A 24,417-nucleotide genomic window follows, 5' to 3' on the forward strand; every position below is an offset into this window, starting at 1 on the left:
TCAACCTCGCAATGACGCTGCGCGGCTCTTCGCGAAGCGCTCCAGGGAGAACAGGACCCCATGCCCCCTTCACATGTCTGGCGGATCGCGATCGTGGGTGGTGGGCCGAGAGGGTTGGCCGCCTGCGAAGCCATGGCCATCAGGGCGCGCGAGAACGGACTGTCCGTGGCGCTCACGCTGTTTGATCCCGAGCCTCGCCCCGGGGCGGGGCCCAACTACGATCCCGCGCAGACCGAGCTCAACCGGCTCAACATTCCCGGTCGCGCCATCTCGATCCCCGCCTCGCCGCTGGCGGGCGCCGATCCGGTTGCCGGGTTCGCGCGCTGGGCACAGGCGCGCACCGACGCCTATGACGAGGACCACTACCCGCCACGGGCCGAGCTGGGCCGGTATCTCTCCGAGCGGTTCGAAGCGCTGGTGGCCGCGCTGCCGGGCGGAGTGAGCCTGGAGCATGCGCGCGCGCAGGTGCGGTCCGCGCGGCGCGGCGAGGATGGCTGGCATCTGGAGGCCGGCGGGGAATGGAGGGGCCCGTTCGACGATTTGCTCCTGAGCCCCGGGCACCTTGTCACCGAGCCCGACGCCCAGCTCGCCCGGTGGCAGGACCATGCGCGCGAGAGCGGTGCGGTGCTGATGGATGCTTACCCCTCGCACAGGGTGCTTGAGGCCTCCGGGAGCTGGGCGGGCCGTGCGGTGGGCATCAGGGGGCTGGGCCTGAGCGCCATCGACGTGATCGGGCTTTTGTCCCAGGGGGCCGGCGGGCGGTTCGAGGAACAGGAGGACGGCACGCTGAGCTATGTCGCGTCGGGCCGCGAGCCCTCGCGGATCGTGCCCTTTTCGCTCGATGGCCTGCCCCCGGCGCCCAAGCCCGCCAACGCCCGGATCGACGCGCTCTACGATGTCGGGCAGGAGCATTCCCGGGCGTTTTCCGCCGCGCTCGACGCAGCGCTGAGCGAGGACCCGGACCAGGCGCTGGCGACGATCTGTTCGGCGGTGGCCGAAGCGACGGTGGCGGCGCTCGAGGCGATGGGGCATCCCGAGGTGGGTGCCGAAATTGCCCCATGGCTCGCGCGCGAGCGGACACAAGGGGCGACCCACGAGGATGCCGATGCGCCGCCCGCCGAACTGCTCGGGCGGACCCTGGCCATGGCCAACGGCACGCTGGCGCCCTCGCCCGGCTACGCGATCGGGCAGATCTGGCGCAAGCTGCAGACCCCGCTGCGCAAGGGCTACAATCCCCGCGCGGTCGATCCCCGGATCGGTGAGGCGCTCGTGACGTTCGACGAGGGGCTCAAGCGCTATTCCTACGGCCCTCCTGCCCGGGCCGCCGCCGAGATGCTGGCGCTGATCGAGGCGGACCTTCTCGACCTGCGGGCTGCGGACGACCCCGATATCGTCACGTCCGCCGATGGCTGGACGTTGGGCAGCGGCACCCATGCGGTCGAGATCGCGGTGATGATCGATTCGGTACTCTCGAGCCCGGTGCTCGGCAAGGTGGACGACCCCCTGATCGCCCGGCTGCGCGCCGAGGGACTGCTGGTGCCCTATGGCGAGGGGCTGGGCGCGCATGTGACGGCGCAGGGCCAGGCCATCGCGGCCAATGGCGAACCGGTGGCGGGGCTCTCGCTGGTCGGAAGGCTGGCGATCGGGTCGGTCATCGCCACCGATTCGGTCCACGACTGCTTTGGCGCGGCAGTGAGCCGCTGGGCCGATGCGGTGGCCGGACATGCGGGCAGCGCGGCGCTCTCGGCAGCCTTTGCCGCCACGTCCTGACCCAAACGAAAGGGCCGCCCCGGGGCGGCCCTTTCTCATCAATGCGCTGACGCTCAGTCGCCGTCCATGGCAAAGGCGGTCTTTGACTTGTCTTTCGCCAGCAGGCGCCAGAGGACAGGCCCAAAGATCGCTGCAGCCGCAACCGCGTAGATCACGAGGGCGATGGTCGAGGTCCAGAGGAACGTCCAGTCTCCCTGGTTGATCATCAGCCCGCGGCGAAGCTGTTCTTCGGCGAGGGGCCCGAGAATGGCCCCCACCAGCACCGGAGCGAGCGGATAGCCGAACCGGCGCATGACGAAGCCCACGAGCCCGAAGCCCAGCAGCAGGACGAGCGAGAAGACCGAGCCCTGCGAGCCGATGATACCCAGGGTCGCAAAGGTCAGGATGCCGGCATAGAGCCAGGGCCGCGGGATCATCAGGAGCCGCACCCAGACCCCCACGAAGGGCAGGTTGAGCACCACCAGCATGATGTTGGCGATAAAGAGCGAGGCCACGAGCCCCCAGACCAGCGCAGGATTGTTGGTAAAGAGGAGCGGTCCGGGCTGGAGCCCATATTGCTGGAAGCCGGCGAGCATCATCGCTGCGGTCGCCGATGTGGGCAGGCCAAGGGTCAGAAGCGGGATGAGCGTGCCCGCGGCCGAAGCGTTGTTGGCCGCTTCGGGTCCCGCGACGCCTTCGATGGCGCCTTTGGGGCCTTCGAATTCCTCACGCGCCTGGCCGCGCGCCGCTTTGCGTTCCGCCGAATAGGACAGGAAGGTCGGGATCTCGGCGCCGCCCGTGGGCAGGGGCCCGAAGAGAAACCCGAGGCCCGCGCCGCGAGCGTAAGGGGCAAGGCAGCGCTTGAGATCGGTGAGGCTGAGCCACACCGAACCCTTGATGGCCTCGACCTTGTCGACCACCGCGGTGGTGCGCGAGGCGATGTAGAGCGTCTCGCCGATGGCGAACAGGCCGACCGCCACGATGGCGATAGAGATATTGTCGCGCAATTCGGGCACGCCAAAGCTCAACCGCGCCTGCCCGGTGAGCTTGTCGATGCCGACGAGACCGATTGTGAGCCCGATAAAGAGCGCGGTCAGTCCCCGCGCCACCGAGCCGCCGAAGGCAGCCGAGACGGTGACGAACGAGAGCACCATCAGGGCGAAATATTCGGCCGGTCCGAACGAGAGCGCCACGCGCACCATGAAGGGGGACACGATGGCAAGCCCGAGCGTTCCCACCATCGCGCCCACGAACGAGCCGATGGCGGCCGCGCCCAGCGCCTTGCCGCCCCGCCCGTCGCGAGCCATCTTGTTGCCCTCGACCGCGGTCATGATCGATGCGGTCTCGCCGGGGGTGTTGAGCAGGATCGAGGAGATCGCCCCGCCATACATCCCGCCGTAATAGATGCCCGCGAACATGATCAGCGAGCCCGTGGCGCCGAACGAAAGCGAGATGGGCAGCAGCAGGGCGACCGTAAGCGCCGGACCAATGCCCGGCATCACGCCCACCGCAGTGCCCAGCAGGACGCCGATCAGGGCGAACATCAGGTTGGCGGGCTGCGCGGCGACGAGCAGGCCATCGAGCAGAAGAAGAAAAGTATCCATCTGTTTTGCCTCGGTTGCGCCTTGGCGCAGTTCCTGATCTGATTCCGATCAGAACAGGAGCTCTAAGTCCTTGATTGGTCGCGTTTCCGAAGCGGAAAAATGATTCCGCCTTTCTGGGAAACGCTCTAGCGCCTGAACGGCAGGTCGATGATCCGCTCGAGCGGACCGGCGGGAAGCGAAAGGCCGAGCCCGTGCCGGAACAGCACGTAGAGAAGCGTGGTGACGCAAACCCCTACGAGCACGGTCAGCCACAGGGGCTTGCGGCCCAGCCCGCGCGCCGCGAACCCGAACAGGGCGCCCGCACCAATGATGAAACCCGCACCGCTGTAGAGCAGCACGATCTTGGCGACGACCGCCGAGACGATCCACGAGACGGCCGGCCAGTTGACGTTCTCGCGCTCGGGAAACCCGCCGCGCAGCCCCATGATCACCGTTGCGACACCAAAAATGGCGAGGCCGGCGGCCACGATATAGGGAAATATTTCCGGGCCGAACTGAGCGTAAGAGCGGCGAATGGGATAAGTCGAGCCGTCCCACGCGATGAGAGCGGCCAGCACGAACAGGCCCGCGGCGATGGCAAGGCCGCCGAGATCGGTGGCCTTGCGCGCGTCAGGAGACCGGTCGGGGCCGGTCTCCTGCACTGTCTGATGCTCGGTGGTCACTCTGTGATGCCCAGCTCGGCGAGGATCGCCGTGGTCGCTTCGATCTCGCTGGCGAGATATTCGGCGAAGGCGTCACCCTCGAGATAGGTGTTCACCCATCCGCGGGTGGCCAGTTCCTCGTTCCAGGCTTCGGACTCGGCCATGGTGCCGATGACCGACAGCAGTTCGGCACGCTCTTCCTCGGTGATGTCGGGAGCCGCCGCGATCATGCGCCAGTTCTGGATATCGACGTCATAGCCCTGGTCCACGAAGGTGGGGGCGTCAGTGTAGTCCTGCGGCTCAGGCGCGGTGATGCCGATGGCCCGGACCGTGCCGGCCTCGAGCTGGCCGGAGAATTCCGAAAAGCCCGAAATCCCGACGGTAACCTGACCGCCCAGAATGGCCGCCAGCGCTTCGCCGCCGCCCGAATAGGGGATGTAGTTGATCAGCGCGGGATCGACGCCTGCCGCCTGCGCGAAGATGCCGGCTGCGATGTGATCGACGCCCCCGGCCGAACCGCCGGCCCAGGTGACCGAACCGGGATCCTCGGCGAGCATGGCCGCCAGATCGTCGGCGTCCTGGATATCGCTTTCAGCGGGTACAACCACGAGGACGTATTCGCCGGTGAGACGGGCCAGCGGAGTGATGTCTGCGAGACCGACCGGCGAATCATTGGCGATCACGGCGCCGACCATCACATAGCCGCCCACGATGGTGGCCGTGGGATCGCCAGCGGACGAGTTGATGAACTGCTGAAGGCCGATGGTGCCGCCTGCGCCAGCCACGTTCTCGACCTGGATGTTGGAGACGAGCCCCTCGGACTGGAGCGTGGACTGGATGGTGCGGGCCGTCTGGTCCCAGCCGCCGCCGGGGCCGGCTGGCGCCATGATCGAAAGGCTGTCGATCGCGAGCGCCGGCCCTGCAGCCAGCGCACCCAGGACGGCAGCCGACGCGGCCAGCCGGAGGGTAAGGGTCTTGGTCATGAGAAATCTCCTCGGGTATGGTTCTTGTCGTTGAGAGCCGGGAAAAGCCGAACAGATGAACCGTCCGCGCATGGGGACACGGTATGGCCCCTCGTCTCCTCCCTCTTGCCGAAAGCCTGTGGAATGGACACACTCGGCTCGGGCTGCTCCTCGGGGCCACCCTAGGCCACGTTAGCTGTCAAGAACCTGTCAGGGAGAAGGCTCTGCGCATTCTGGTCATAGAAGACACCGAGGATGTCGGCGAAGCGGTGGTCGACGCCTTCGCGCGCAGCGGCCATGCCGTGGACTGGGTCCGCACCCGCCAGAATGCCGACCATGCCCTAGCGGTGCAGGATTATGCGCTGATCGTTCTGGACATCAACCTGCCCGACGGCAGCGGGTTCGACATCCTCTCGGCGCTCCGCCAGCGCGGCAACACCACCCCGGTGCTCGTGCTGACGGCGCGGGCGCTGGTGGACGATCGGGTCGACGCGCTCGACACGGGGGCCGACGACTATCTGGTCAAGCCTTTCGACTTTCGCGAGCTCGAGGCGCGGGCCCGCGCCCTGCTGCGCCGGCAGAACGGGAACGCCGCGGCGCGGCTGATGCTGGGCAATGTGGTGCTCGACCAGACCGCCCGCGCCGTCAGCATCGGAGCGCTCCCGGCCGATCTCACGCGCCGTGAGATCACACTTCTCGAAGTGCTGATGGGCCAGCCGGGCAAGGCCTTCACCAAGTCCGAGCTGCTCGACCAGCTCTACGGGTTCGACAACGACGCCGGGCCCAACGCCATCGAGCTCTATGTGGGGCGGCTGCGGCGCAAGCTCGAGGGCGCGACAGCCGAAATCCGCACCGTGCGGGGCCATGGCTACCAGATCGTGGCGCGCGCGCCCGAGGCCCCATGAACGCCATGCCCACGCCCGGGGTCACCCGGCGGCGATTCTCGCTGTTCTGGCGGCTGACCGGGGCAATCGCGCTGGTGCTGCTGGCGGGTGCCGGGGCCCTGACCTTTGCGGCATTCTCCTATGCGCGCACCGCGGCGGACGGTGCCTATGACCGGCTGCTGATCGGGGCGGCGCGCCAGATCGCGGACACGGTGAGCGCCGAGGGTGGCACGATCACCGTGGACGTGCCGATCTCGGCGCTCGAAACGCTCTCGATCTCGCGGACAGACCGGGTCTACTACCAGATCACCGCGCCCGACGGGGCGATCGTCACTGGCTATGAAGCGTTGCCGGTCGCCAGTCCGGCGATCCAGGCCGGGGACGCGGCCCATGTTTCGGATGCGCGGTTTCTCGATCAGGATATCCGGCTGGCTTCGGTCTGGCGCTATATCGCCGAGCAGGGGGCGACCGGATGGGTGCGCATATCGGTGGCCCAGACCCGCGAGGCGCGCAATGTGCTGACGCTCGAATTGACACTCGGGGCGCTCCTGCCGGTTCTCGCCATGAGCCTGCTGGCGCTTGTCGTGCTGATGGCGGCGGTGCGGATCGGGCTGGCGCCCCTGCGGCGGGTGGAACGGGCGCTCCAGCGGCGCGACCCCAACGACCTCACCCCGCTCGAGGGGGAGACACCCATAGAGGTGGAAGCGCTGATCGTGGCGATCAACCGGTTCATGGGGCGGCTTTCGGACCGACTGGGCGCCATGCAGCGCTATATCGAGACCGCGGCCCATCAGTTGCGCACGCCTTTGACCGGCATCGCCGCACAGGTGGAGATGCTCGACCGGGCGCGCGACGACAAGGCGCGGGACATGGCGACCGCCCGGCTGCGCAAGCGCACCACAGAAGTGGGGCGCCTGGCCAACCAGTTGCTCAGCCACGCCACGGTTCTCCATCGCGCCGAGGTGATGCTGGCCGACCGCATCGACCTGCGCCAGCTCGCCGAACAGGCGGTGGTGGACGCCAATATCGACCTCGCCGCAAAGGACCTTTCGGTGCGCAAGGCGCTGCCCGAGAGCCCGGTCTGGGTGCGGGGCGATCTCGTCGCCCTGCGCGAGGCGGTTCGCAATCTGGTGGAGAACGCCGTTCATCACGGTGCTCAAAGCCGGGTGACGATCACCGTGGAGACGGCCGAGGAAGGCCCCATGCTCGCAGTTCATGACGACGGGCCCGGCATATCGCCGGGCGACTGGGACCATCTGCTGATCCGGTTCGTGAGCGGGAAATGGGGCCATACGGGGCTTGGGCTCGCCATCGTTTCGGACGTGGCGCGCGCCCATGGGGCAAGGCTGGGCATCCGGCACGCGCCCGACGGGGATTTCGGGATCGCCCTCATGTTTCCCGCAGACGGAGCTTGCCCATGACGCGTTCGCTGGCCGCAATCGCCCTGCTCGCCGTGCTGGCAGCGCCGGCATCGGGCCGCGAGGAAACGGTCTTTGCAGCACCCGGGCAGGAGACCGAAACGCTGGTCATCGAGGCTTCGGCCGATCTCGAGGCGATCGCCCCGCTGATTCTGGGGTTCCAGGAGACGGCGCCCGAGGTGACGATCCGCTATGCGGATTCGCTGACCAACGAGGTGTTCGCCTCGGCCATGGACGCCTGCACGCAGGCGGAGAACTTTGCCGATATCGTCATATCCTCATCGGTCGATCACATCGCCCGGCTCACCAATGATGGCTGCGCCCAGCGCCACGACTCACCCTTTGCCCAGGCGATTCCCGAATGGGCCAACTGGCGCAACGAGGCGTTCGGCTTTTCCTTCGAGCCGGCGGTGATGGTCTACAATTCCGAACTGGTGCCGCCCGAGGACGTGCCGCTGACGCGCAATGCGCTGGTGGAACTCCTGCGTACCCAGCCCGAGACCTATGACGGAAGGGTCGGGACTTACGACATCACCCGTTCGGGCATCGGCTATCTCTTCGCCTTTTTCGACGCGCAGCAGTCGAGCGTTTTCGGGCGCCTGCTCGAAGGGTTCGGGCGCGCCGGCGCGGTGCTGGCCCCGACGACGGGCGACATTCTCGACCGGATCGAATCGGGGCAATTGCTGGTGGGCTACAATCTGCTTGGCTCATACGCCTATGGCCGCCTGCGCGAAGGCGCGCCGCTCGGCATCGTGTTGCCGCATGATTTCACCATCGTCCTGTCGCGCGCCGCGCTGATCCCCGTCCATGCCGCCAACAGGACGACGGCGGGCCGGTTCATCGACTATCTGCTGAGCCCGGCGGGCCAGGACGTGGCAGCGGGATCCTCGTTCTTTTTCGGCTTCGACCGGCCCCCGCCCCCAGACGTGACGGCAGCCGACGACGCGGGCGGGGCGACCTTTTACAGACCCATCGTCCTCAGCCCCTCGCTTCTGGTGACGCTCGACCAGGCCAAACGCGCGCGCTTCCTCGCCGAATGGAACGACGCGCTCGGCACGGACCGGTGAACCCGGCGGGCCCGCTCCTTGAAAAGGGCGCATTCGGTCACCATAATCAGGATCGAACGCGGCGCGAGATATCGCTTGCCGGTTCTTCATCCCACGGGACCAATCAATCCTGACGCGCCGCGGCCATGAGGCCTGCGGCACCCTTATTTCTTGGGCCCAACGGGCCCGATCGAGAGACATAATGACGAAAATAGACCTTAATTCCCGGGCCGCGCTGTACCTCGGCAGCGGCTGGGAAAATGCACGGGAACAGGGCGCGCGCGCCTTTCCCACGGCGGCCCAGGCCATTCGCTTTGCCATGGAAGAAGCTCCACCGGTCAGCCGGCGCGGCGCGCTTATGGTGGTGGACGGGCGCTCCTGTTCGGGCGCGGACATCGAAGACATCTATCGCAGCCGGGCCTATCCCTATCCCCGCAAATCGCACCGTCGTTACCGGCCTTCGCAGATCGCGCGGCGCCTGCAGACAATGGCGGGGTGAACCGCCGTGCCGCTGACGTTCCGACGAGCCCCCTGGGGCTATAATTCATATGGTGAGGTGGGACAAATGGTGCTGCCGGAGAGATTTGAACTCTCGGCCTCTCCCTTACCAAGGGAGTGCTCTACCCCTGAGCTACGGCAGCACTGTGCGGCGGGTCTGGGCCCTGCCGGAACGGGGCGTTACTGCCACAGAGGTTTTCTGGACGCAAGCGCAAAAAGCTGGCAGACTCCACGCTCCCAACGTCAATTGCCAAACCATGCCCATGCCTGCACCTGACCGGAACCAGAGATTGGCCGCCAAGCTGCGCGAGAACCTCAAGCGCAGGAAGGTGCAAAGCCGCGCCAGAAGCCAGGCCGACGCGCGCGACGCCGGCCCGGTTCAGGACGCGCCCGTCTCGCCCTTGGATCGAGAGGCCCCGGGTTCGGGCTCCCGATAGGGTGATCGCGACGCCCCCTGCCCTCGTGCTCCGGCCATTGCACACCGACCCTCGCCGCGCTATCGGGTTACCATTGGCCATCCCCTCACGTCTCCGCCCGCCCGGCGCACCCCACAAGGAACATTGATATGGACCGCATCCGCCTCGTCGGTGGCAATCCGCTCAACGGCGAAATTCCCATCTCGGGCGCCAAGAACGCCGCCCTGCCCCTGATGATCGCATCGCTTCTGACCGATGAGTCGCTGGTCCTGCTCAACGTGCCGCGGCTCGCGGACGTCAAGCAGCTCGAGCGCATTCTGGAAAACCACGGGGTCGACATCGCGGTTCACGGGCGTCGGCGTGGGGACGCGGCCATGGACGGACAGCGGATCACCTTCACCGCGGCCGATATCGTCGATACCACCGCTCCTTATGACCTCGTCTCCAAGATGCGCGCCAGCTTCTGGGTCATCGGGCCGCTTCTCGCCCGCGAGGGCGAAGCCCGGGTTTCGCTGCCGGGCGGCTGCGCCATCGGCACGCGTCCTGTGGATTTCTATCTCGACGGGCTCAGGGCACTGGGCGCCGAAATCGAGATCGACGGCGGGTATGTGGTCGCGCGCGCGCCGGGCGGGCGGCTGCGCGGGGCGACCGTGCACTTCCCCAAGGTTTCGGTAGGCGCTACCCATGTGGTGATGATGGCCGCTTCGCTCGCCGAGGGCACCACCATCATCGAGAACGCGGCGCGCGAACCCGAAGTGGGCAATCTGGCCGATTGTCTCGTGGCGATGGGCGCAAAGATCACCGGGATCGGGACCGACCGGCTCGAAATCGAGGGCGTGGACCGTCTGGGCGGGGCCACCCATGAAGTTCTGCCCGACCGGATCGAGACCGGCACCTATGCCATGGCGGCGGCCATGACGGGGGGCGAGGTGTTCCTGCGCGGTGCGCGGCCCGAGCTGCTGCAGGCGGCGCTCGACACCCTGGCCCGCACCGGGACCACGATCACCCCGGAAACCGGGGGCATCCGCATCTCGCGCAATGGCAACGGGCTTTCGGCCACCGATATCTCGACCGAGCCGTTCCCCGGTTTCCCGACCGATCTGCAGGCCCAGTTCATGGCGCTCATGACCCGGGCGGACGGGGTTTCGACCATCTCGGAGACGATTTTCGAGAACCGTTTCATGCATGTGGCCGAACTGCTGCGCTTTGGGGCCAACATCCAGGTTGAGGGCCAGACCGCCAAGGTGACCGGCGTTCCCGAACTGCGCGGCGCCCAGGTGATGGCGACCGACCTTCGGGCTTCGGTTTCGCTGGTCATCGCCGGGCTCGCGGCGCGCGGGGAAACAGTGGTCAACCGGATCTATCACCTCGACCGCGGGTTCGAGCGGCTCGAGGAGAAGCTCTCGCTGTGCGGCGCGGAGATCGAACGGATCGCGGGATAGGCCCGGGGGACGCCCGGCCTTGCGGCGGGGGCGGACAATAACCAGATGTGCCCCACCCACACAGTCTGCATGATCGGATCGGGACCTTACCCATGACCAGCCTGAAATTGCTCGCGCTCGATACGGAAGACCTCGAAGTGATCTCTGCCCATGTCCAGGACGCGGTCGTGCGCGTCGGGGACATGGGCTATGCCAAGTCCGACAAACGCTTCGTGCTGCTCATGAACCGCTATGCCTGGGAAGCGGGCCATGCCGGCGGTCGCGGCCACCGCACGCGCGCAGGGCTGCATTTCGACTTCGTCAACGGCGCGCGGTCCGAGGGAATCGATCTCAACGCAAAGGACGGGGTCCTTGAACTGCTGGCCATCAGCTTCGAGGTAACCGCCGAGCCGGCCGGCGAGGTGCTGCTGGCCTTTGCAGGCGGGGGCACGGTCCGGCTGGAAGTGGAATGCCTCGAGGCGCGCCTTCGCGATCTGGGCGGGGCCTGGGCGGCGCGGGGCGAGCCCCGGCACGAGCTGGACTGAACGGACACCCTTACGTGACACTGATCCTCGACAGCACCGCGCCCGATTTCCCCCAGGCATTTGAGGCCCTTCTGGGCTCCAAGCGCGAATCCTCACCCGAGGTCGACCGGCAGGTCGCCGACATTTTAAAGGACGTGAAGGCCCGGGGCGACGCGGCTCTCCTTGAGCTGACCGAGCGGTTCGACCGGATGACCCTGTCGCCCGAAGCGCTCCGGATCACCTCAGCGGAGATCGACGACGCGCTGGCGGCAACGCCCGGCGACGTGCGCGACGCGCTGGGCTTTGCCCATGAGAGGATCTCCTCCCATCACCGCAAGCAATTGCCCGAGGATCACCGCTACACCGATGCGCTGGGTGTGACGCTCGGCATGCGCTGGACGCCGGTGGATTCGGTGGGGCTCTATGTGCCCGGCGGGCTGGCCTCCTACCCCTCCTCGGTGCTGATGAACGCGGTGCCGGCCCGTGTGGCCGGGGTCGACCGGCTGGCCATGGTCGTGCCCACGCCCGAGGGGCGGATCAACCCTGCCATCCTCGCGGCGGCATCGATTGCCGGGGTCGATGAGATCTACCGGGTGGGCGGCGCCCAGGCGATCGCCGCGCTGGCCTATGGCACGGCAACAATCTCCCCGGTCGCCAAGATCGTGGGCCCGGGCAACGCCTATGTAGCCACCGCCAAAAAGCAGGTGTTCGGCACGGTGGGCATCGACATGATCGCCGGGCCCTCCGAAGTGCTGATCATCGCCGATGAGACAGCGGACGCCCGCTGGGTCGCCGCCGACCTTCTGGCCCAGGCCGAGCACGGAGCCGGCGCCCAGTCCATTCTCGTGACCACCAGCGCAGAGCTCGCGCGTGCCGTCCCCGGGGAAGTGGAACGCCAGCTTCAAGCGCTGAGATCGCCCGACACCGCCCGGGAAGGCTGGGAGAGCCTTGGGGCCATCATCACCGTGCCCGGTCTCGAGGAGGCCGTGGGCCTTGCCAACCGGATTGCGTCCGAGCATGTGGAACTGATGGTCGCCGAACCAGAGGCGCTTTCGCCGCGCATCCGCCATGCGGGAGCGATCTTTATCGGGCACCATACCCCCGAGGCGATCGGGGATTACGTGGGGGGCTCGAACCACGTGCTGCCCACCGCGCGGTCGGCGCGGTTTGCCTCCGGGCTCGGGGTGCTCGACTTCATGAAGCGCACCTCGATTCTTTCCTGCACGCCCGAGGCGCTGGGCGCTCTGGCCGATGCCGCCGTGACGCTGGCCGAGACCGAGAATCTCGAGGCTCATGGCCGGTCGGTGTCGATCAGGCGCAACGGGTAGGCCCGCCATGGCACCGCGTGCGTTCCAGACCGAAGACCGGATCGTCACCGTCACCCTCGACCCCAACACCATCACGTCGGTGGACCCCGACGAGGTCCATGAATGGCGGGTCGCGAGTTATGATCTGGTCAGCTCCAATGCGTTCTATCCCGCGCGGGTGAGTGCACCCGGGCCCTTTGCGCTGCACCTTTCGATCGTTTCCAACCACATCGTTCTCGATGTGCGCCATCCGGAAACCTTTGCGCCCATTGCCGCCCATTATCTCTCGCTGACTCCGTTCCGCAGTCTGATCCGCGATTATTTCCGGATCCGCGAGAGCTATTACGAGGCGATCCGGTCGGCTTCGACGTTCCAGATCGAGGCCGTGGATATGGGACGCCGCGGACTGCACAACCAGGCAGCGGAACTGCTGATCGAACGGCTCAGGACCAAGCTGGTGATGGATCTGGAGACCGCGCGACGGCTCTTTACCCTCATCTGCGCCGTCCAGCCCTATGCCAGCCGGGTGCCCGAGCGCGACAGCGTCCTGCCCACCGTGCTGTTTGTATGCTCGATGAACTCGGTGCGCTCGCCCATCGCAGCGGCGCTGGCGCGCAAGCTCTATCCGGGCCGGCTGGTGGCGCGCTCGGCGGGCGTGCGTTCAGGCAAGGCCGATCATTTCGTGCACGAGGTCATGGAAGAGGTAGGCGTGGACATGTCGGTCCATACACCCCATACCATGGACGAGCTGGCGGCGTCGCGGTTCGACCTCATCGTGACCCTGGCCGAGGACGCGGCCGAAGCGATTGCCCGGCGGGCGCTCGAGTCCGATGCGATCGAACACTGGCAGGTGGACGATCCCACGGAAATCGAGGGGCCCCGCGACAGCGTCAAGGCTGCCTACAGAGCGCTTCGGGAGACCCTGGAACGCCGGCTTTCCGACAGGCTCGCAACGCTTGTCGGCTGAGAGAAATCACCGGGCGGGCAACGCCCTTTCATTTGCGCGCAATCCGGTTTAGGTTGCGCGCCGAATTGTTGGGACCCCCGCCCGATGGCGGAGCGGGGACCGATCAGGAGACGGAATGGCCAAAGAAGAAGTGCTCGAGTTCCCGGGCGTCGTCGTGGAATTGTTGCCCAATGCGACTTTTCGCGTCAAGCTCGAGAACGACCACGAAATCATCGCTCACACTGCCGGACGGATGCGCAAGAACCGCATTCGCGTGCTCTCCGGGGACAAGGTCCTCGTCGAGATGACGCCCTACGACCTCACCAAGGGCCGCATCACCTACCGTTTCAAATAGCCCGATGGGCCGATTGCGAGACCGGACATGCCTGCGTCCAGCCGCCCCGAACTGATTCTGGCGTCGGCATCGCCGCGCCGGCTGGCTCTGCTCAACCAGATCGGGGTCGATCCCGATCATCTGATCCCGGCCCAGATCGACGAGACGCCAGAGCGCGGCGAGCTTCCGCGCCGGCTGGCCCAGAGGCTCGCCCATCTCAAGGCGATCGAGGTCCAGAACAAGGCCCGTCAGGGCGGGATCGGCGACGGCGCGGCCGTATTGGCCGCCGATACCGTGGTCGCGGTCGGGCGGCGCATCCTGCCCAAGGCCGAGACCATGGACGAGGCGGCCACCTGCCTGCGCCTGCTCTCGGGCCGCGCGCACCGGGTCTATACCGGCGTGTGCCTGCTCTCGCCCGCCGGCCAGGTCCACCATCGCCTCGTTGACACCAAGGTGCGGTTCAAGCGGCTCTCGGCGCGCGAGATGGAAGCCTATCTCGCCAGTGGCGAGTGGAACGGCAAGGCCGGCGGCTACGCCATTCAGGGCATTGCCGGGGTGTTCGTGGTCAAGCTCTCGGGCTCCTACCCCGCCGTTGTGGGCCTGCCGCTCTACGAGACCGCCGCGTTGCTGGCCGGCGAGGGCTATCCGGTGCATTTCAACTGGCTCAATCCCAGCGCCATGGCCGGAGCGCCGGCATGAGCGATGCATCTGCCAAGGTAACGCGCCTGCGCACGCCCAAGCCGTGCCCGATCTGCAAGCGCACATCTGTGCAGGCGTTCCATCCCTTCTGCTCGTCGCGCTGCGCGGATATCGATCTGGGCCGCTGGCTCAAAGGCAACTACGCCATTCCCGGCCGGGATGGCGATGCCGGCGCCGAACTCGGGCCCGACACTCCGGACGAGGATTAAAAGCCCCTCGGCGCCGCTGCTGTGCACAACAGGCCGACGACCTGCAAATTTCACCCGATCAGTGCTGGACAGCCCCCCTATCACGCCCTATAAACCGCCCACCAACAGCCGACAGGCGGGCTGCGAACGGGTCAAACCCAGCGCATATCCACACAGCCATCGGCAGGCGCCCAGGTAGCTCAGTTGGTAGAGCAGCGGATTGAAAATCCGCGTGTCGCTGGTTCGATTCCGGCCCTGGGCACCACTTTTCTTTCAGTCGACAACACGCGAAAACTGGTTCTTCTCGATTTCCCGGAGCTGCGTGCAGACATCACACCGCTGATGCATTGGTGTGGCAGTCTGGCGAGCAGCAAAGGGAGCAAGGCAATGCGCGCGCTGGTTGTGGTTCTGGGTGCCATTCTGACGATGGGCATGGCTCACGCGCAGCCGGCGGCGGTGGATCTCGCGGCCGTGACCGTGCGCGACGCCGCGGACAATCGCCTGACGCTGAATGAGCGCATCGCGACCCCGACCATCCTGCATTTCTGGGCCACATGGTGCGCGCCGTGCCGGGAGGAATTGCCCGAGCTCGCGGCGTTCGACGCGGTGCTCGACGAGCAGGGGCTGGCGGAGCGATTGGTGCTGGTTTCGATCGACACGATCGATTTCGCCGCCATCACGGCGTTTCTCGACGATCTGGCGCTCGAGATCGACACGCTTCAACAGATCAAGGGCAACGCGGGAAGCGCGTTCGGCATTCTGGCCTATCCCGCTACGGTGGTGGTGGATGGTGACGGCGCCGTGTTGTTTCACCGACAGGGCGTCGTCGCGTGGGACGACCCCGAAGTGGCGCAGGATATGGTCGGGCTCATCGACTGACGCGCGCCCGACCGGATGGGTGTCATGGACACACGTAGGAGCCCTGATGCTCCGGCTGCGGCCCCGGGACGGGCAAGCGCCAGCTAGAGGCCCTGTTCTGATGCATCAGAACAGGAGCTCCAGGCGCATGATCTGTCGCGTTTCCGAATCCGTACAGTGGATCAGCCGTTCCTGAAACCGCCCCTAGTGCTGGTGCCCGGCATGGCTGTGCTGGGTGGCTCCGGCAGCCTCGATGGCGACGACAGCGTCCAGATGGGCGCCTTCGAACTCCAATTCGATCTCGAAGCTCTCGCCCTCGAGCAGAGGAGCGGCAAGCCCGGAGAGCTGAATGGCAAGGCCATTGGGCGACAGAACCAGCTCGGATGCAGCCGGGATCGGCATTTGCGGGATTTCGGCGTAGCGCAGCTCGCCATCCACGTTCTCGAGCCCGACCAGCATGGCACCCTCGGCAATCATGGCCTCGGCACCAAGAAGGGTTGCTGCCTGCCCGGAGGTATTTTCCAGCTCCACATAAACCAGCGCCAGCGCGCCGTCCGTGGCGTTGGTCCAGGCATGGACGGCCCGCAAGCCATCAGCTTGGGCCACGTGGTCATCATGCCCATGGTCGTCGTGATCTTCGCCGTCATGGTCCTCATGGGCGGCGTGGTCCTCGTCGTGGTGATCGTCCTGCGCGATCGCGGGAAGAGCGAGAGCGAGGGCGAACGATAGGGCGATGGCGCGGATCATGATGGGGTCTCCCTGCACGTTATAACTTAACCACGCAAATCCGTAACCACGGGGCGTGACACTGCGATGAAGGCAGGCGCCAGCGCGAGAATGACCGTAAGGGAAACGAAGGCGGCCACGAGATGGAATTCGGGCCAGGCGAGCGTTGCGTTGACCAGGATATCGGTCTGTTGGGTAACGATCCGGGAGATGACCGCAGCAGCTCCGTACCCGACGGCGATGCCCAGAGCGGAGCCCATAAAGATCAGCGCGGCGGCATAGGACCAGACGACGGCGAGGACGAACCGGGCCGGCGCCCCCAATGCGCGGAGAAGCGCAAGACGCCGGGAAAACAGTCGCGTGAGAATGACGAGCCCGGCCAGGACGCCCGCAGCCACCAGGATCTGCGTGACGATCGCCATCAGTGTCATCACCTGCCGCACATCGCCCATCAGCGCATGAAGATTGGCCAGCACGGTGCCGGGAAAGAACGCCATTGTCTCGGACGTCGTGAACTGGGCCCGCAGGGCGTAATTGACATAGAGCTGCTCGGCCGAGACCAGCACCGCGGGCGTGCCGGGGAAATAGTCCGGATCGAACGGCGGGCCGAGCTGATCGGCGTGTTCCGGCGCATGGCCATTGGCAAGGCCGTGGATTTCCCAAACCGCCTCGACGGGCACGAGGATGGCACGGTCCCAGGGGCTGCCGGTGGGCTCCATGCGCCCGACCACGGTGTACTCCGCATTGGCGTGCGCGTCGGTCTCGGCGGCATCGCCCACGCCGTGGGCCGGGCTGAAGACGTCACCGAGCGCCAGTTCGACCCGCGCGCCGATCACCGCGTCGCCATACCCCGCGAACATGGCGCCCTCGGCCAGACTCTGGGACATGTGGGTGACGAACTGGCCCGTCGTGCCCACGATGGGATAGGATTGGTAGCTGTCGCCAAAGGCGATCGGCGCTGCGAGGGAAACGTCCTCTTCGCTCGCGATCTCGTTATAGATCTCGCCCGAAAGAAGCGGCACGTCCGAGGGCTGGAGATAGACGGCGGCGAACAGCATGGTGATCTCGCTGCCCGGCGCCGAGATCACGAGATCGAACGGATCGGCTGCACGCGCCGTTCCCTGCCGCAGCCCCCGCTCTTGGGCCGTGAGCGCGACGCCGATACCCACCGATATGGCGATCAGCGCGATAAAGAGCACATTGGTCCAGCGGAAGCGCCAGAGCATGGCGCGCACGAGCGAAAAGGGGCGATAGCCGATCAGCACCAGCCCGCCGAGCAGCAGCGCAGGCAGCAGGAGCACGATAAGGACGATGGTGTCCTGCACCGCCACCGGCATCCACTCGATGAGCCTGTAGAGCGGCGCGAGCGGGTTCATGCCGCCACCTCGTCGCGCACGATCCTGCCATCGACGATGTCGATCACCCTGTCCATGCGTTCGTGCACCGCCGGATCGTGACTGACCGCGACCAGCGTCTTGCCTTCGTCGCGCACGAGCGACACCAGATCGGCGATCAGCGCGTCGGCCGTGGCGCGGTCAAGACTGGCGGTCGGCTCGTCGGCCAGAAGGATTTCGGGGTCGGCGGCCAGCGCACGTGCAATGGCGACCCGCTGACGCTCGCCGCCCGAAAAGCTCTCCACCGTGCGCTTGCCGTGCGCGATGCCAAGTCGATCGAGGGCCCTGGCCGCTCCCTCGCCTATGGGCGCCTGGCGGCCGCGCGCGGCATAGGCCCCGGGCAAAGAGGCGTTGGCGAGGGCGGACAGTTCCTCAAAGAGGAGGAAATCCTGAAACACCATGCCCACATGGCGGCGCCGGAACCGGGCGCGCTCTTCCATGGACTGGCTGGCAAGCGCGTGCTCGCCCCAGTTCACGCTGCCGGTGGCGGTCTCGACGAGCCCAGCGATGGTAAAAAGGAATGTCGACTTGCCCGCGCCCGAGGGCCCGCGGACGCCAAGGCACGTGCCGGGCGCAAGGGCGAGTTCGGGCACGCTCAGAAGCGTTCGTCCCGAGGTCGCCCGGACCTCGAGATCGGCGATGGCAAGTGCGAGTGCCATCGGAGGCTAAGCGCGTTCCTGCACGGCATCGACGACCCGCACGCGGGAGACAAAGCCCAGTTCGGGATCGGTGTAAGTGCCCAACTCCAGCGTGCCGCGGGTGATGATCTTGACGTTGAACGGGATCACATCGACCACGCGCTGGGCGTAGACGGCAAGGATGTCGTTGGGCCATTCGGCTGCATCAGAGCAGAACGGGCACACCGCCATGGGGCGATTGGTGAGCACGTAGAACTCGCTTTCCGCCTTGAGCGGGGGGGCCATGAAGCCTTCGATGGCGACACGCTGGCCTTCATGCTCGAGCGCAAAATCGGTGAAGCTCATGTCGTTGTTGTAGAGTTCGCGCAGGCGCACCTGGGGCTCTGCTGCCGTGGCCCGCGTTGCAAACAGCGGTGCGGCGAATGCGGCCCCGGAGGCCAGGGCAAAAAATCCGCGTCGGTTCATGGTTCAAACTCCTCTTGCCTGGATCAGGAGAACACCCCCGTTTTACCAGACGGCTCGCCCTGCCGTGTGACAGTGCGATGAAGAAAGGGGCCGACAAGCCGGCCCCTTTCCCGCTATCGAAGGCGCCCGATCACTCGGCGGCTTCAGCTTCGAGCGTGGCGTGGTGCATGACGTGGAAGATCATTTCCTGGTCCATGGTGCCACCGAACAGGTGCGCCCAGGGGCCCTTGGCCCAGAGGCCGACGTCGACCGGGGAATGGCTTTCCGAGGAGGCCGGGATGAGGGCCTGCTGGAGGTAGTCGGGGTCCATGGCTTCTTCCTGGGTCAGTTCGGGACGCTCACCGGAATAGGTGCCGTCTTCCTGCTCGACCAGCACCGAACCCGCACCATTGCCGAAGCCGACAACGGTGTAGGGCTTGCCGTCGGCAGCAAGCACGGGCTCACCGGAATGCTCGACCTGGCCGGAGGCCACGTCCATGCACAGACCGGTGATCGGGGTGCCGCGGCCGCAATAGCCATTGAAGACGATGGCATGTTCGTGGTCGCCGGTGACGATGATGAGGGTATCCTCGTCATCGGTCATCTCATCGGCGAGAGCCAGGGCTTCGGCAAAGGCGACGCCGTCGGTGAAGGTGCGGTGCGCGTTCCCGCCATGGCTGGCGTGGTCGACACGGCCCGGCTCGACCATCAGATAGAAGCCGTCTTCATTGGCCTGCAGCTTCTCGATGGCCGCAGCGGTCATGTCGGCGATCGAGGGCTCGCCTTCCGGGCGATCGTGCTCGTAGTTCATGTCCGAAGCGGTGAACAGGCCGAGGACCGGGGCGCTCATGTCGGCAGCAGCGAGCTGCTCGGCAGTGTAAACGAGCTCGGCACCCATTTCTGACGCACGCTCGATGAGGTTGACGTCATCGGGGCGGTTGCCGGCGCCGACTTCGATCTCGGTGCCTTCGGGAGCGAACGAGCGTGCGCCACCGCCGAGCGCGATGTCGACGACACCGGCTTCCATCTGGTCAACGAGCTGGGTTGCGATATCCACGCACCCTTCCGGAGCGTTGTTTTCCCAGTTGCGGTTGGCGGTCTTGGCATAAACGGCAGCGCCGGTGGCGTGGGTGATGCGGGCGGTCGAGACGACGCCGACCGACTTTCCGGCCTCCGAGAGCATTTCAGAAAGGAGCGTCAGCGGGGCTTCGGTCGAGCAATCGTCGTGGATGACGGTGTCGGCCATGTTGATGGTGTTGAAGACCTGCTTGACACCGGTGTTCATCGCACCGGCGGTCGGTGCGGAATCGGGGGTCTGGGCGTTGATGTTGAAGGTCTTGATGATCGCGGAATTGGGGTAGAGGTCGTGGGGAAGATTGTGCTCTTCGCCCAGCATGCCCTTCTGCTGGCCGTCAAAGACGCGGATGCCGAAATTGGTGTTGATGCCCATGCCGTCGACGACGAACAGGATGACGTTCTTTGCGACGTTGGTGTTGGGCTGTGCGTTGACGCGCTCTGCGAGCACACCCTGCGCGGCGGTGAAATAGTCGCTGCCAGCCTGGGGGAGATCCTGGGCGATAGCGGTCGATGCGCAAAGCGCGACGGCGAGAGAAGACGTAAGCGTCCGGCGAAACATGGTTGCCTCCATGGGGTTTCAGCGAGGCGGACGCTAGGACCATTGCATGACTGTGTGGTCACACCACAATTGCAGTTTAATGACTGTGGACAATCCCGCGCCTCGCGCGGTCAGGGCGCGGTACTTTTGCCCTCGCGATCGACCCTCTGCTCGAACTCGGCGAGGATGGTTGGCCGGCCATAGAGAAACCCCTGGAACTTCGTACAGCCGGCCGCTGCGAACACGGCGTGCTGTTGGTCCGTCTCCACGCCTTCGGCCACCACGTCCTGACCCAGATCGCTGCCGATATGGACCACGTTGCGAGCCAGCGCTTCGCTGCGCGAATTGAGCAGCGCATCCTGGACGAACCCACGGTCGATCTTGATCTCCTGGATGGGCAGCCGGCGCAGATAGGCGAGCGAGGAATAGCCGACTCCGAAATCGTCGAGCGCTATGGTTATGCCAAGCGCATGCAGCGCTTCGAGCTTGGCGATGGCCAGATCGACGTCGGTCACCACGATGCTTTCAGTAAGCTCGAAGATAAGGCGCCGGGGATCAGCCCCCGTCTTGGCCAGAGTATCGTGCACAAGGCTCTCGAACTCGGGATCCATGAGCTGGCTGGCGCTGACATTGACGGAAAGGGTCAGATGCCGATGGCCGGCGCTCGCATTCCATTGCGCCAGGACCGAGCACCCTTTTTCAAGCACCCACCCGCCTATGGAAACCATCAGTCCGAGCTGTTCGGCCTGCGGGATGAACTCCACCGGCGCGACCTGCCCCCGACCCGGGCTGTTCCAGCGCAGCAGGGCCTCGGCACCGATGGTTTTGCGCGTAAGGTCGACCTGGGGCTGGAAAGCGAGTTCGAACTCCTCGTTCCATAACGCGCCAAGCAACTCCCGGCTCAGCTTGTCCTTGCGCACGAACTCTGCCTGCATGGCATGGATACAAGCGGCGAGCATCCCTGTGGCCAGAACCGCGTTGGCCCAGGTGCCCCCGGTGCGCAGGCCTTCGGGCATGGTCACGACGAAAGGGTTATCGAGCCTGGCGCTGGCGAACACGACGAACGCCGCCAAGCACAGCCCGATCAGCACCAGTTGCGCGCGAGACTTTTCCCGCTGGTAGTTGAGATAGCCCAGGGCAGCGACGACCAGCAAAAACAGATGGCTGACGCGCGGCGCCTCGGCAGTCGGAACATCCAGGATCAGGCCCATGATGATGCAGATGGCCACAAGAACCGCCTGAGCGGCGAGAAGTCCGATGGTCAGATGTCCCTGCCGGATCAAAAAATAGATAGCAAGGCCGCTGGCGATGATCACAAAGTCCAGCGCGACAACGCCCCACCACCCGATTATGGAAAACACTACTGCCCAGGCCACTCCTGCGCCGGCGAATGCGAGCGCCCCATATCGATAGGCCACGACCATACGGGACGAATAAGCACTCACATGGGCCAGTGGCCGGCTTGGCATTGATCTGGGCATAAATCGTCCATTTTTGAGCATCAAAGAACGATAATGACCAGTACAATTGGCCGTGTTAAGGACAATCCTGCCAATAATTTCTAACACTTTCAGATTTTTATTCTAACCGAACGTCAGTTTATTTTTTTGTCACGCATATGCAGATGCATAAGCTGTGCCAGCGTTATAGCGCCACCGCATGCTAAATCACCGTGTGGCTGTCTCTGCGCCGGCCCAGATGGGTCTGAAGCGCAAAGAAGGTGATGCTGGCCACCCCGCAATAGGCGGCAAAGAACGGCGCCTGCCGGGCGACCGAGACGCCGCCATCGAGGAACAGGCCGACGATCCCGGGCCCGATGGCGGACGAGAGCACCATGGCCGATGTGGCGATCGCCCTTATGGCACCCAGATAGGTCGTGCCGTAGAGCTCCGCCCAGAGCGCGTTCATCACCGTGCCGTTGGCGCCATTGGTCAGCCCGCTCAGAAGGAAGAACAGGGGAATGGCCCAGAACGCCGACGTCGAGGCGATCAGGACATAGGCCAGAAGCGCGGGCACCAGCAGCAGGGGCAGAATGCGATAGGCCCCGAACCGGTCGGTCAGCCAGCCGCTGGCGATCGAGGAGAGGACCGAGCTGGCCGACATCACGGGAAAGAAGGCCGCGAACGTCAATAGGCCCCACCCCTTGTCCGCCACGAGATCGGTCTGATGAAAGAAGATGGCGGTCGAGATCGCAGGCATGGCCAACAGCCCGATGAGCACCGGCCAGAACAGCGGATCGGACAGCACCTGGCGGCGGGTCCAGCCGGTGGCGTTCTGATCGGCGGCGGCCGCGTCGGGATTGGCGGCGGCCCCTCTGCCCCGGGTGCCCTCGGGCGTATTGGCAAAGAGCGTGAGTATGGCGGGCACAAGGACCAGTGCGAGAAAGCCCGCGGCCAGCAGCCAGACATTGCGCCAGCCCATGGCCGCGATGCCGAGCGCGACCAGCACGGGCAGGATGGCCTCCCCGGTGTTGAGCCCCAGTTGCGAGATGGCCAGCGCCCGGCCGCGAAACCGGTTGAACCACCGGCTCAAGGCCGTCGCCGCATTGTGGGTCAGCATGCCCTGGCCGAAAAACCGCAGGCCGAACAGCGCGATGGCCAGAACGAGGATATTGGGCGCAAAGCTCATGGCGAGGCACATCAGCGCTGCCCCCAGCGCGGCGCCGGCCCCCAGAAGCCGCGCCGGGATGCGATCGGCGAGCGTGCCCGCCCAGACCAGCAGAATGGCCGAACACAACGTGGCGGCCGTGTAGATCATGCCGTACTGGCCGGCGCTCAGCGAAAAGTCCTGCCGGATCGCCGCCCCAAAGAGCGCGATGAACACGGTCTGCCCCGCAAGCGAGGAGAACATGGAGATGTATCCGCCCCCGATCCAGCAGACCTGATTGCGCGTGAGCTCGCGCAGCGGCGGCGAAGGAGACGTCAGGGACATGAGCATTCGCACCGGAGGGATCGGGTGCGCCATGGGCGGGAGTGAGAAACCGCGCCGAGATTACTCCTGGCACCGGTCGTCAAGCAAGATAAAGGGCGGACGCGCCGCGTCAAAGCGCGGCGCAGCGAATGCATTTGGCCGCAGCGGGATCGATCTCGAGACGCCGCGGCGCAATGGCCTCGCCGCATTCGATGCACAATCCGTATTCGCCGTCTTCCATGCGCTGCAGCGCAGCCTCGAGCGCGGTGATGCGATGCAGGCGGCGCTGGTGGGAGGCCGTTGCCATGGCCTGCCCCTGAAGCGCATCCATGCGGGACAGGCGCCCCACGCTCTGCTGGTCGAGTTCAATTGGTTTGCGGTCGTCCGAGGTGGCCTCGGACGCCGATTTCAGTTCGTCGAGTTCCTCGAGAACCTTTTTGCGCATTGTCTCGTACACACCGCCCCCGCAGGATCAGCGGAACAGCATGACCGGAATGAGCACCGAGCGGATCATCTCGGTTGTCGTGGAGCCGATGATGAAGTTCCGGATGCGCGAGTGCCCATAGGCGCCCATCACGAGCAGGCCGATGTCGTTGGCCTTCACATACTCGGCGATCACTTTCTCGGCGTCGCCCGGAATCAGAGACGCATGGGTCTCGAACCCGGCCGCGGTGAGCTTGCGGTTGGCGTTTTCGAGCCGTGAGCGCGCCTGTTCGGTGTCGCTGCCGGCGATGACAAGGTGGCAGGGCGTGCCCGGGAAGAGCTTGCCCTTGGCGATGTGGTCGACGGCCTTGTCCGCGCTGGCCCCGCCATCATAGGCGATCATGAACGCGTTGACCGGCTTGAAGGCGCGGGAGGCGACCATCACGGGTTTGCTGCTCACGCGCGCGACGCGCTCGAGGTTGGACCCCAGATGCATCCTGGCAAAGTCCGCCGCCTCGCCGCGCTTGCCCAGAACGATGAGGTCGGCATCGGCCTCGATATCCTTGAGGACCTCGACGATGTCGCCCCTCAGGAGCCTCGCTTTCGCCTGGCTGACGCCGGCTGCGGCGAGGTGCTGGACGCCTGCATCCACGATGAGCTTGCCGCGCTCCTGGGCCAGGCGCGACTTTTGCGCGTCGTGCTCGGCCAGCTCGTGCAGCAGATTGCTGCGCACGCCGAGCTCGAGGCTTCCGCTCCAGTCCATCGGGGTGTC

The 24,417-nt window shown here is 65.9% G+C and carries 25 protein-coding genes and 2 tRNA genes; 14 read left to right on the plus strand and 13 right to left on the minus strand.

What is annotated here, in order from left to right; translation table 11 throughout:
* The first annotated feature begins 60 nt into the window (after positions 1-60).
* The gene (locus EO136_RS13075; RefSeq protein WP_127144839.1) at positions 61-1,770 is read left to right on the plus strand and encodes an FAD/NAD(P)-binding protein; all 1,710 of its coding nucleotides are present in this window, start codon (positions 61-63) and stop codon (positions 1,768-1,770) included.
* A gap of 53 nt (positions 1,771-1,823) precedes the next feature.
* On the opposite strand, the gene EO136_RS13080 is transcribed toward EO136_RS13075, so the two are convergent.
* The 3 genes from EO136_RS13080 to EO136_RS13090 form a co-directional block, all read right to left on the minus strand.
* Positions 1,824-3,353: a tripartite tricarboxylate transporter permease gene (locus EO136_RS13080; RefSeq protein WP_127144840.1), complete on the minus strand. Its 1,530-nt coding sequence runs from the start codon at positions 3,351-3,353 to the stop codon at positions 1,824-1,826.
* 125 nt (positions 3,354-3,478) lie between these two features.
* The gene (locus EO136_RS13085) at positions 3,479-4,015 is read right to left on the minus strand and encodes a tripartite tricarboxylate transporter TctB family protein (protein WP_127144841.1); all 537 of its coding nucleotides are present in this window, start codon (positions 4,013-4,015) and stop codon (positions 3,479-3,481) included.
* Positions 4,012-4,977 carry a Bug family tripartite tricarboxylate transporter substrate binding protein gene (locus EO136_RS13090; RefSeq protein WP_127144842.1) on the minus strand — a complete coding sequence of 322 codons (966 nt, stop codon included), beginning with the start codon at positions 4,975-4,977 and terminating at the stop codon, positions 4,012-4,014. The genes EO136_RS13085 and EO136_RS13090 overlap by 4 nt, the downstream gene beginning before the upstream one ends.
* 203 nt (positions 4,978-5,180) lie before the next feature.
* On the opposite strand from EO136_RS13090, the gene EO136_RS13095 reads away from it, so the two are divergent.
* From EO136_RS13095 to EO136_RS13110, 4 genes are all read left to right on the plus strand, one after another.
* Positions 5,181-5,861, plus strand: a complete 681-nt coding sequence (locus EO136_RS13095) for a response regulator (RefSeq protein ID WP_127144880.1) — start codon at positions 5,181-5,183, stop codon at positions 5,859-5,861.
* Positions 5,858-7,261: a sensor histidine kinase gene (locus EO136_RS13100; protein WP_127144843.1), complete on the plus strand. Its 1,404-nt coding sequence runs from the start codon at positions 5,858-5,860 to the stop codon at positions 7,259-7,261. Before EO136_RS13095 ends, EO136_RS13100 begins: the two co-directional genes overlap by 4 nt.
* Positions 7,258-8,325 (plus strand): ABC transporter substrate-binding protein, encoded by a 1,068-nt coding sequence (locus tag EO136_RS13105; RefSeq protein WP_127144844.1) that lies wholly within the window; start codon positions 7,258-7,260, stop codon positions 8,323-8,325. The genes EO136_RS13100 and EO136_RS13105 overlap by 4 nt, the downstream gene beginning before the upstream one ends.
* Before the next feature lie 181 nt (positions 8,326-8,506).
* On the plus strand, positions 8,507-8,803 hold the full coding sequence (locus EO136_RS13110; RefSeq protein ID WP_127144845.1) for a hypothetical protein: 297 nt from the start codon (positions 8,507-8,509) through the stop codon (positions 8,801-8,803).
* Positions 8,804-8,870: 67 nt separating this feature from the next.
* Here EO136_RS13110 and EO136_RS13115 read toward each other — a convergent pair.
* Positions 8,871-8,945 (minus strand) — tRNA-Thr (locus tag EO136_RS13115).
* A gap of 422 nt (positions 8,946-9,367) precedes the next feature.
* Between EO136_RS13115 and murA the strand changes: the two genes are divergently transcribed.
* The 9 genes from murA to EO136_RS13160 all read left to right on the plus strand — a co-directional run bounded on the left by murA (position 9,368) and on the right by EO136_RS13160 (position 15,516).
* Positions 9,368-10,660 carry a UDP-N-acetylglucosamine 1-carboxyvinyltransferase gene (gene murA, locus EO136_RS13120; RefSeq protein WP_127144846.1) on the plus strand — a complete coding sequence of 431 codons (1,293 nt, stop codon included), beginning with the start codon at positions 9,368-9,370 and terminating at the stop codon, positions 10,658-10,660.
* 92 nt (positions 10,661-10,752) lie between these two features.
* Complete coding sequence (locus tag EO136_RS13125) at positions 10,753-11,184, plus strand: DUF2948 family protein (RefSeq protein WP_127144847.1); 432 nt, start codon at positions 10,753-10,755, stop codon at positions 11,182-11,184.
* A 14-nt stretch (positions 11,185-11,198) separates the two neighbouring features.
* The gene (gene hisD, locus EO136_RS13130) at positions 11,199-12,491 is read left to right on the plus strand and encodes a histidinol dehydrogenase (protein WP_127144848.1); all 1,293 of its coding nucleotides are present in this window, start codon (positions 11,199-11,201) and stop codon (positions 12,489-12,491) included.
* 7 nt (positions 12,492-12,498) lie between these two features.
* Positions 12,499-13,437 (plus strand): UPF0262 family protein, encoded by a 939-nt coding sequence (locus tag EO136_RS18610; RefSeq protein WP_164730587.1) that lies wholly within the window; start codon positions 12,499-12,501, stop codon positions 13,435-13,437.
* Positions 13,438-13,552: 115 nt separating this feature from the next.
* Positions 13,553-13,771, plus strand: a complete 219-nt coding sequence (gene infA, locus EO136_RS13140) for a translation initiation factor IF-1 (RefSeq protein ID WP_127144849.1) — start codon at positions 13,553-13,555, stop codon at positions 13,769-13,771.
* 27 nt (positions 13,772-13,798) lie between these two features.
* A complete protein-coding gene (locus EO136_RS13145) occupies positions 13,799-14,449 on the plus strand; it encodes a Maf-like protein (RefSeq protein ID WP_127144850.1) in 651 nt (216 codons plus the stop codon).
* The gene (gene yacG, locus EO136_RS13150) at positions 14,446-14,658 is read left to right on the plus strand and encodes a DNA gyrase inhibitor YacG (protein ID WP_127144851.1); all 213 of its coding nucleotides are present in this window, start codon (positions 14,446-14,448) and stop codon (positions 14,656-14,658) included. The genes EO136_RS13145 and yacG overlap by 4 nt, the downstream gene beginning before the upstream one ends.
* 168 nt (positions 14,659-14,826) lie before the next feature.
* Positions 14,827-14,902, plus strand: a tRNA-Phe gene (locus tag EO136_RS13155).
* A 122-nt stretch (positions 14,903-15,024) separates the two neighbouring features.
* Positions 15,025-15,516, plus strand: coding sequence for a TlpA disulfide reductase family protein (locus EO136_RS13160; RefSeq protein WP_164730588.1), 492 nt, complete (start codon positions 15,025-15,027; stop codon positions 15,514-15,516).
* Positions 15,517-15,699: 183 nt separating this feature from the next.
* Here EO136_RS13160 and EO136_RS13165 read toward each other — a convergent pair whose 3' ends face one another.
* From EO136_RS13165 to EO136_RS13205, 9 genes are all read right to left on the minus strand, one after another.
* Complete coding sequence (locus EO136_RS13165; RefSeq protein ID WP_127144853.1) at positions 15,700-16,242, minus strand: copper chaperone PCu(A)C; 543 nt, start codon at positions 16,240-16,242, stop codon at positions 15,700-15,702.
* 26 nt (positions 16,243-16,268) lie between these two features.
* Positions 16,269-17,597 (minus strand): ABC transporter permease, encoded by a 1,329-nt coding sequence (locus tag EO136_RS13170; RefSeq protein ID WP_127144854.1) that lies wholly within the window; start codon positions 17,595-17,597, stop codon positions 16,269-16,271.
* A complete protein-coding gene (locus EO136_RS13175) occupies positions 17,594-18,274 on the minus strand; it encodes an ABC transporter ATP-binding protein (protein WP_127144855.1) in 681 nt (226 codons plus the stop codon). The genes EO136_RS13170 and EO136_RS13175 overlap by 4 nt, the downstream gene beginning before the upstream one ends.
* A gap of 6 nt (positions 18,275-18,280) precedes the next feature.
* A complete protein-coding gene (locus EO136_RS13180; protein ID WP_127144856.1) occupies positions 18,281-18,718 on the minus strand; it encodes a hypothetical protein in 438 nt (145 codons plus the stop codon).
* Positions 18,719-18,848: 130 nt separating this feature from the next.
* Positions 18,849-20,333 (minus strand): alkaline phosphatase, encoded by a 1,485-nt coding sequence (locus EO136_RS13185; protein ID WP_127144857.1) that lies wholly within the window; start codon positions 20,331-20,333, stop codon positions 18,849-18,851.
* Positions 20,334-20,443: 110 nt separating this feature from the next.
* Entirely contained in the window at positions 20,444-21,793 is a 1,350-nt protein-coding gene (locus EO136_RS13190; RefSeq protein WP_164730589.1) for a putative bifunctional diguanylate cyclase/phosphodiesterase, read from the minus strand.
* 181 nt (positions 21,794-21,974) lie between these two features.
* Positions 21,975-23,243 carry an MFS transporter gene (locus EO136_RS13195; RefSeq protein ID WP_164730590.1) on the minus strand — a complete coding sequence of 423 codons (1,269 nt, stop codon included), beginning with the start codon at positions 23,241-23,243 and terminating at the stop codon, positions 21,975-21,977.
* A gap of 109 nt (positions 23,244-23,352) precedes the next feature.
* Complete coding sequence (locus EO136_RS13200; RefSeq protein ID WP_127144860.1) at positions 23,353-23,667, minus strand: TraR/DksA family transcriptional regulator; 315 nt, start codon at positions 23,665-23,667, stop codon at positions 23,353-23,355.
* A gap of 27 nt (positions 23,668-23,694) precedes the next feature.
* Positions 23,695-24,417: universal stress protein (locus tag EO136_RS13205; RefSeq protein WP_164730503.1), on the minus strand; the 723-nt coding region annotated here is incomplete at its 5' end.

Source organism: Pelagibacterium montanilacus (assembly GCF_003992665.1).
GTDB lineage: Bacteria > Pseudomonadota > Alphaproteobacteria > Rhizobiales > Devosiaceae > Pelagibacterium > Pelagibacterium montanilacus.

Excerpts from the sequence above, each read along its gene's own strand:
- EO136_RS13200 (WP_127144860.1), bottom strand. The coding sequence starts at position 23,667 with ATGCGCAAAAAGGTTCTCGAGGAACTCGACGAACTGAAATCGGCGTCC.
- yacG (WP_127144851.1), top strand. The coding sequence starts at position 14,446 with ATGAGCGATGCATCTGCCAAGGTAACGCGCCTGCGCACGCCCAAGCCG.
- infA (WP_127144849.1), top strand. The coding sequence starts at position 13,553 with ATGGCCAAAGAAGAAGTGCTCGAGTTCCCGGGCGTCGTCGTGGAATTG.
- EO136_RS13160 (WP_164730588.1), top strand. The coding sequence starts at position 15,025 with ATGCGCGCGCTGGTTGTGGTTCTGGGTGCCATTCTGACGATGGGCATG.
- murA (WP_127144846.1), top strand. The coding sequence starts at position 9,368 with ATGGACCGCATCCGCCTCGTCGGTGGCAATCCGCTCAACGGCGAAATT.
- EO136_RS13195 (WP_164730590.1), bottom strand. The coding sequence starts at position 23,243 with ATGTCCCTGACGTCTCCTTCGCCGCCGCTGCGCGAGCTCACGCGCAAT.
- EO136_RS13105 (WP_127144844.1), top strand. The coding sequence starts at position 7,258 with ATGACGCGTTCGCTGGCCGCAATCGCCCTGCTCGCCGTGCTGGCAGCG.
- EO136_RS13145 (WP_127144850.1), top strand. The coding sequence starts at position 13,799 with ATGCCTGCGTCCAGCCGCCCCGAACTGATTCTGGCGTCGGCATCGCCG.
- EO136_RS13185 (WP_127144857.1), bottom strand. The coding sequence starts at position 20,333 with ATGTTTCGCCGGACGCTTACGTCTTCTCTCGCCGTCGCGCTTTGCGCA.
- EO136_RS18610 (WP_164730587.1), top strand. The coding sequence starts at position 12,499 with ATGGCACCGCGTGCGTTCCAGACCGAAGACCGGATCGTCACCGTCACC.
- EO136_RS13165 (WP_127144853.1), bottom strand. The coding sequence starts at position 16,242 with ATGATCCGCGCCATCGCCCTATCGTTCGCCCTCGCTCTCGCTCTTCCC.
- EO136_RS13090 (WP_127144842.1), bottom strand. The coding sequence starts at position 4,977 with ATGACCAAGACCCTTACCCTCCGGCTGGCCGCGTCGGCTGCCGTCCTG.
- EO136_RS13190 (WP_164730589.1), bottom strand. The coding sequence starts at position 21,793 with ATGCCCAGATCAATGCCAAGCCGGCCACTGGCCCATGTGAGTGCTTAT.
- EO136_RS13080 (WP_127144840.1), bottom strand. The coding sequence starts at position 3,353 with ATGGATACTTTTCTTCTTCTGCTCGATGGCCTGCTCGTCGCCGCGCAG.
- EO136_RS13110 (WP_127144845.1), top strand. The coding sequence starts at position 8,507 with ATGACGAAAATAGACCTTAATTCCCGGGCCGCGCTGTACCTCGGCAGC.
- EO136_RS13170 (WP_127144854.1), bottom strand. The coding sequence starts at position 17,597 with ATGAACCCGCTCGCGCCGCTCTACAGGCTCATCGAGTGGATGCCGGTG.
- EO136_RS13180 (WP_127144856.1), bottom strand. The coding sequence starts at position 18,718 with ATGAACCGACGCGGATTTTTTGCCCTGGCCTCCGGGGCCGCATTCGCC.
- EO136_RS13075 (WP_127144839.1), top strand. The coding sequence starts at position 61 with ATGCCCCCTTCACATGTCTGGCGGATCGCGATCGTGGGTGGTGGGCCG.
- EO136_RS13100 (WP_127144843.1), top strand. The coding sequence starts at position 5,858 with ATGAACGCCATGCCCACGCCCGGGGTCACCCGGCGGCGATTCTCGCTG.
- EO136_RS13175 (WP_127144855.1), bottom strand. The coding sequence starts at position 18,274 with ATGGCACTCGCACTTGCCATCGCCGATCTCGAGGTCCGGGCGACCTCG.
- EO136_RS13125 (WP_127144847.1), top strand. The coding sequence starts at position 10,753 with ATGACCAGCCTGAAATTGCTCGCGCTCGATACGGAAGACCTCGAAGTG.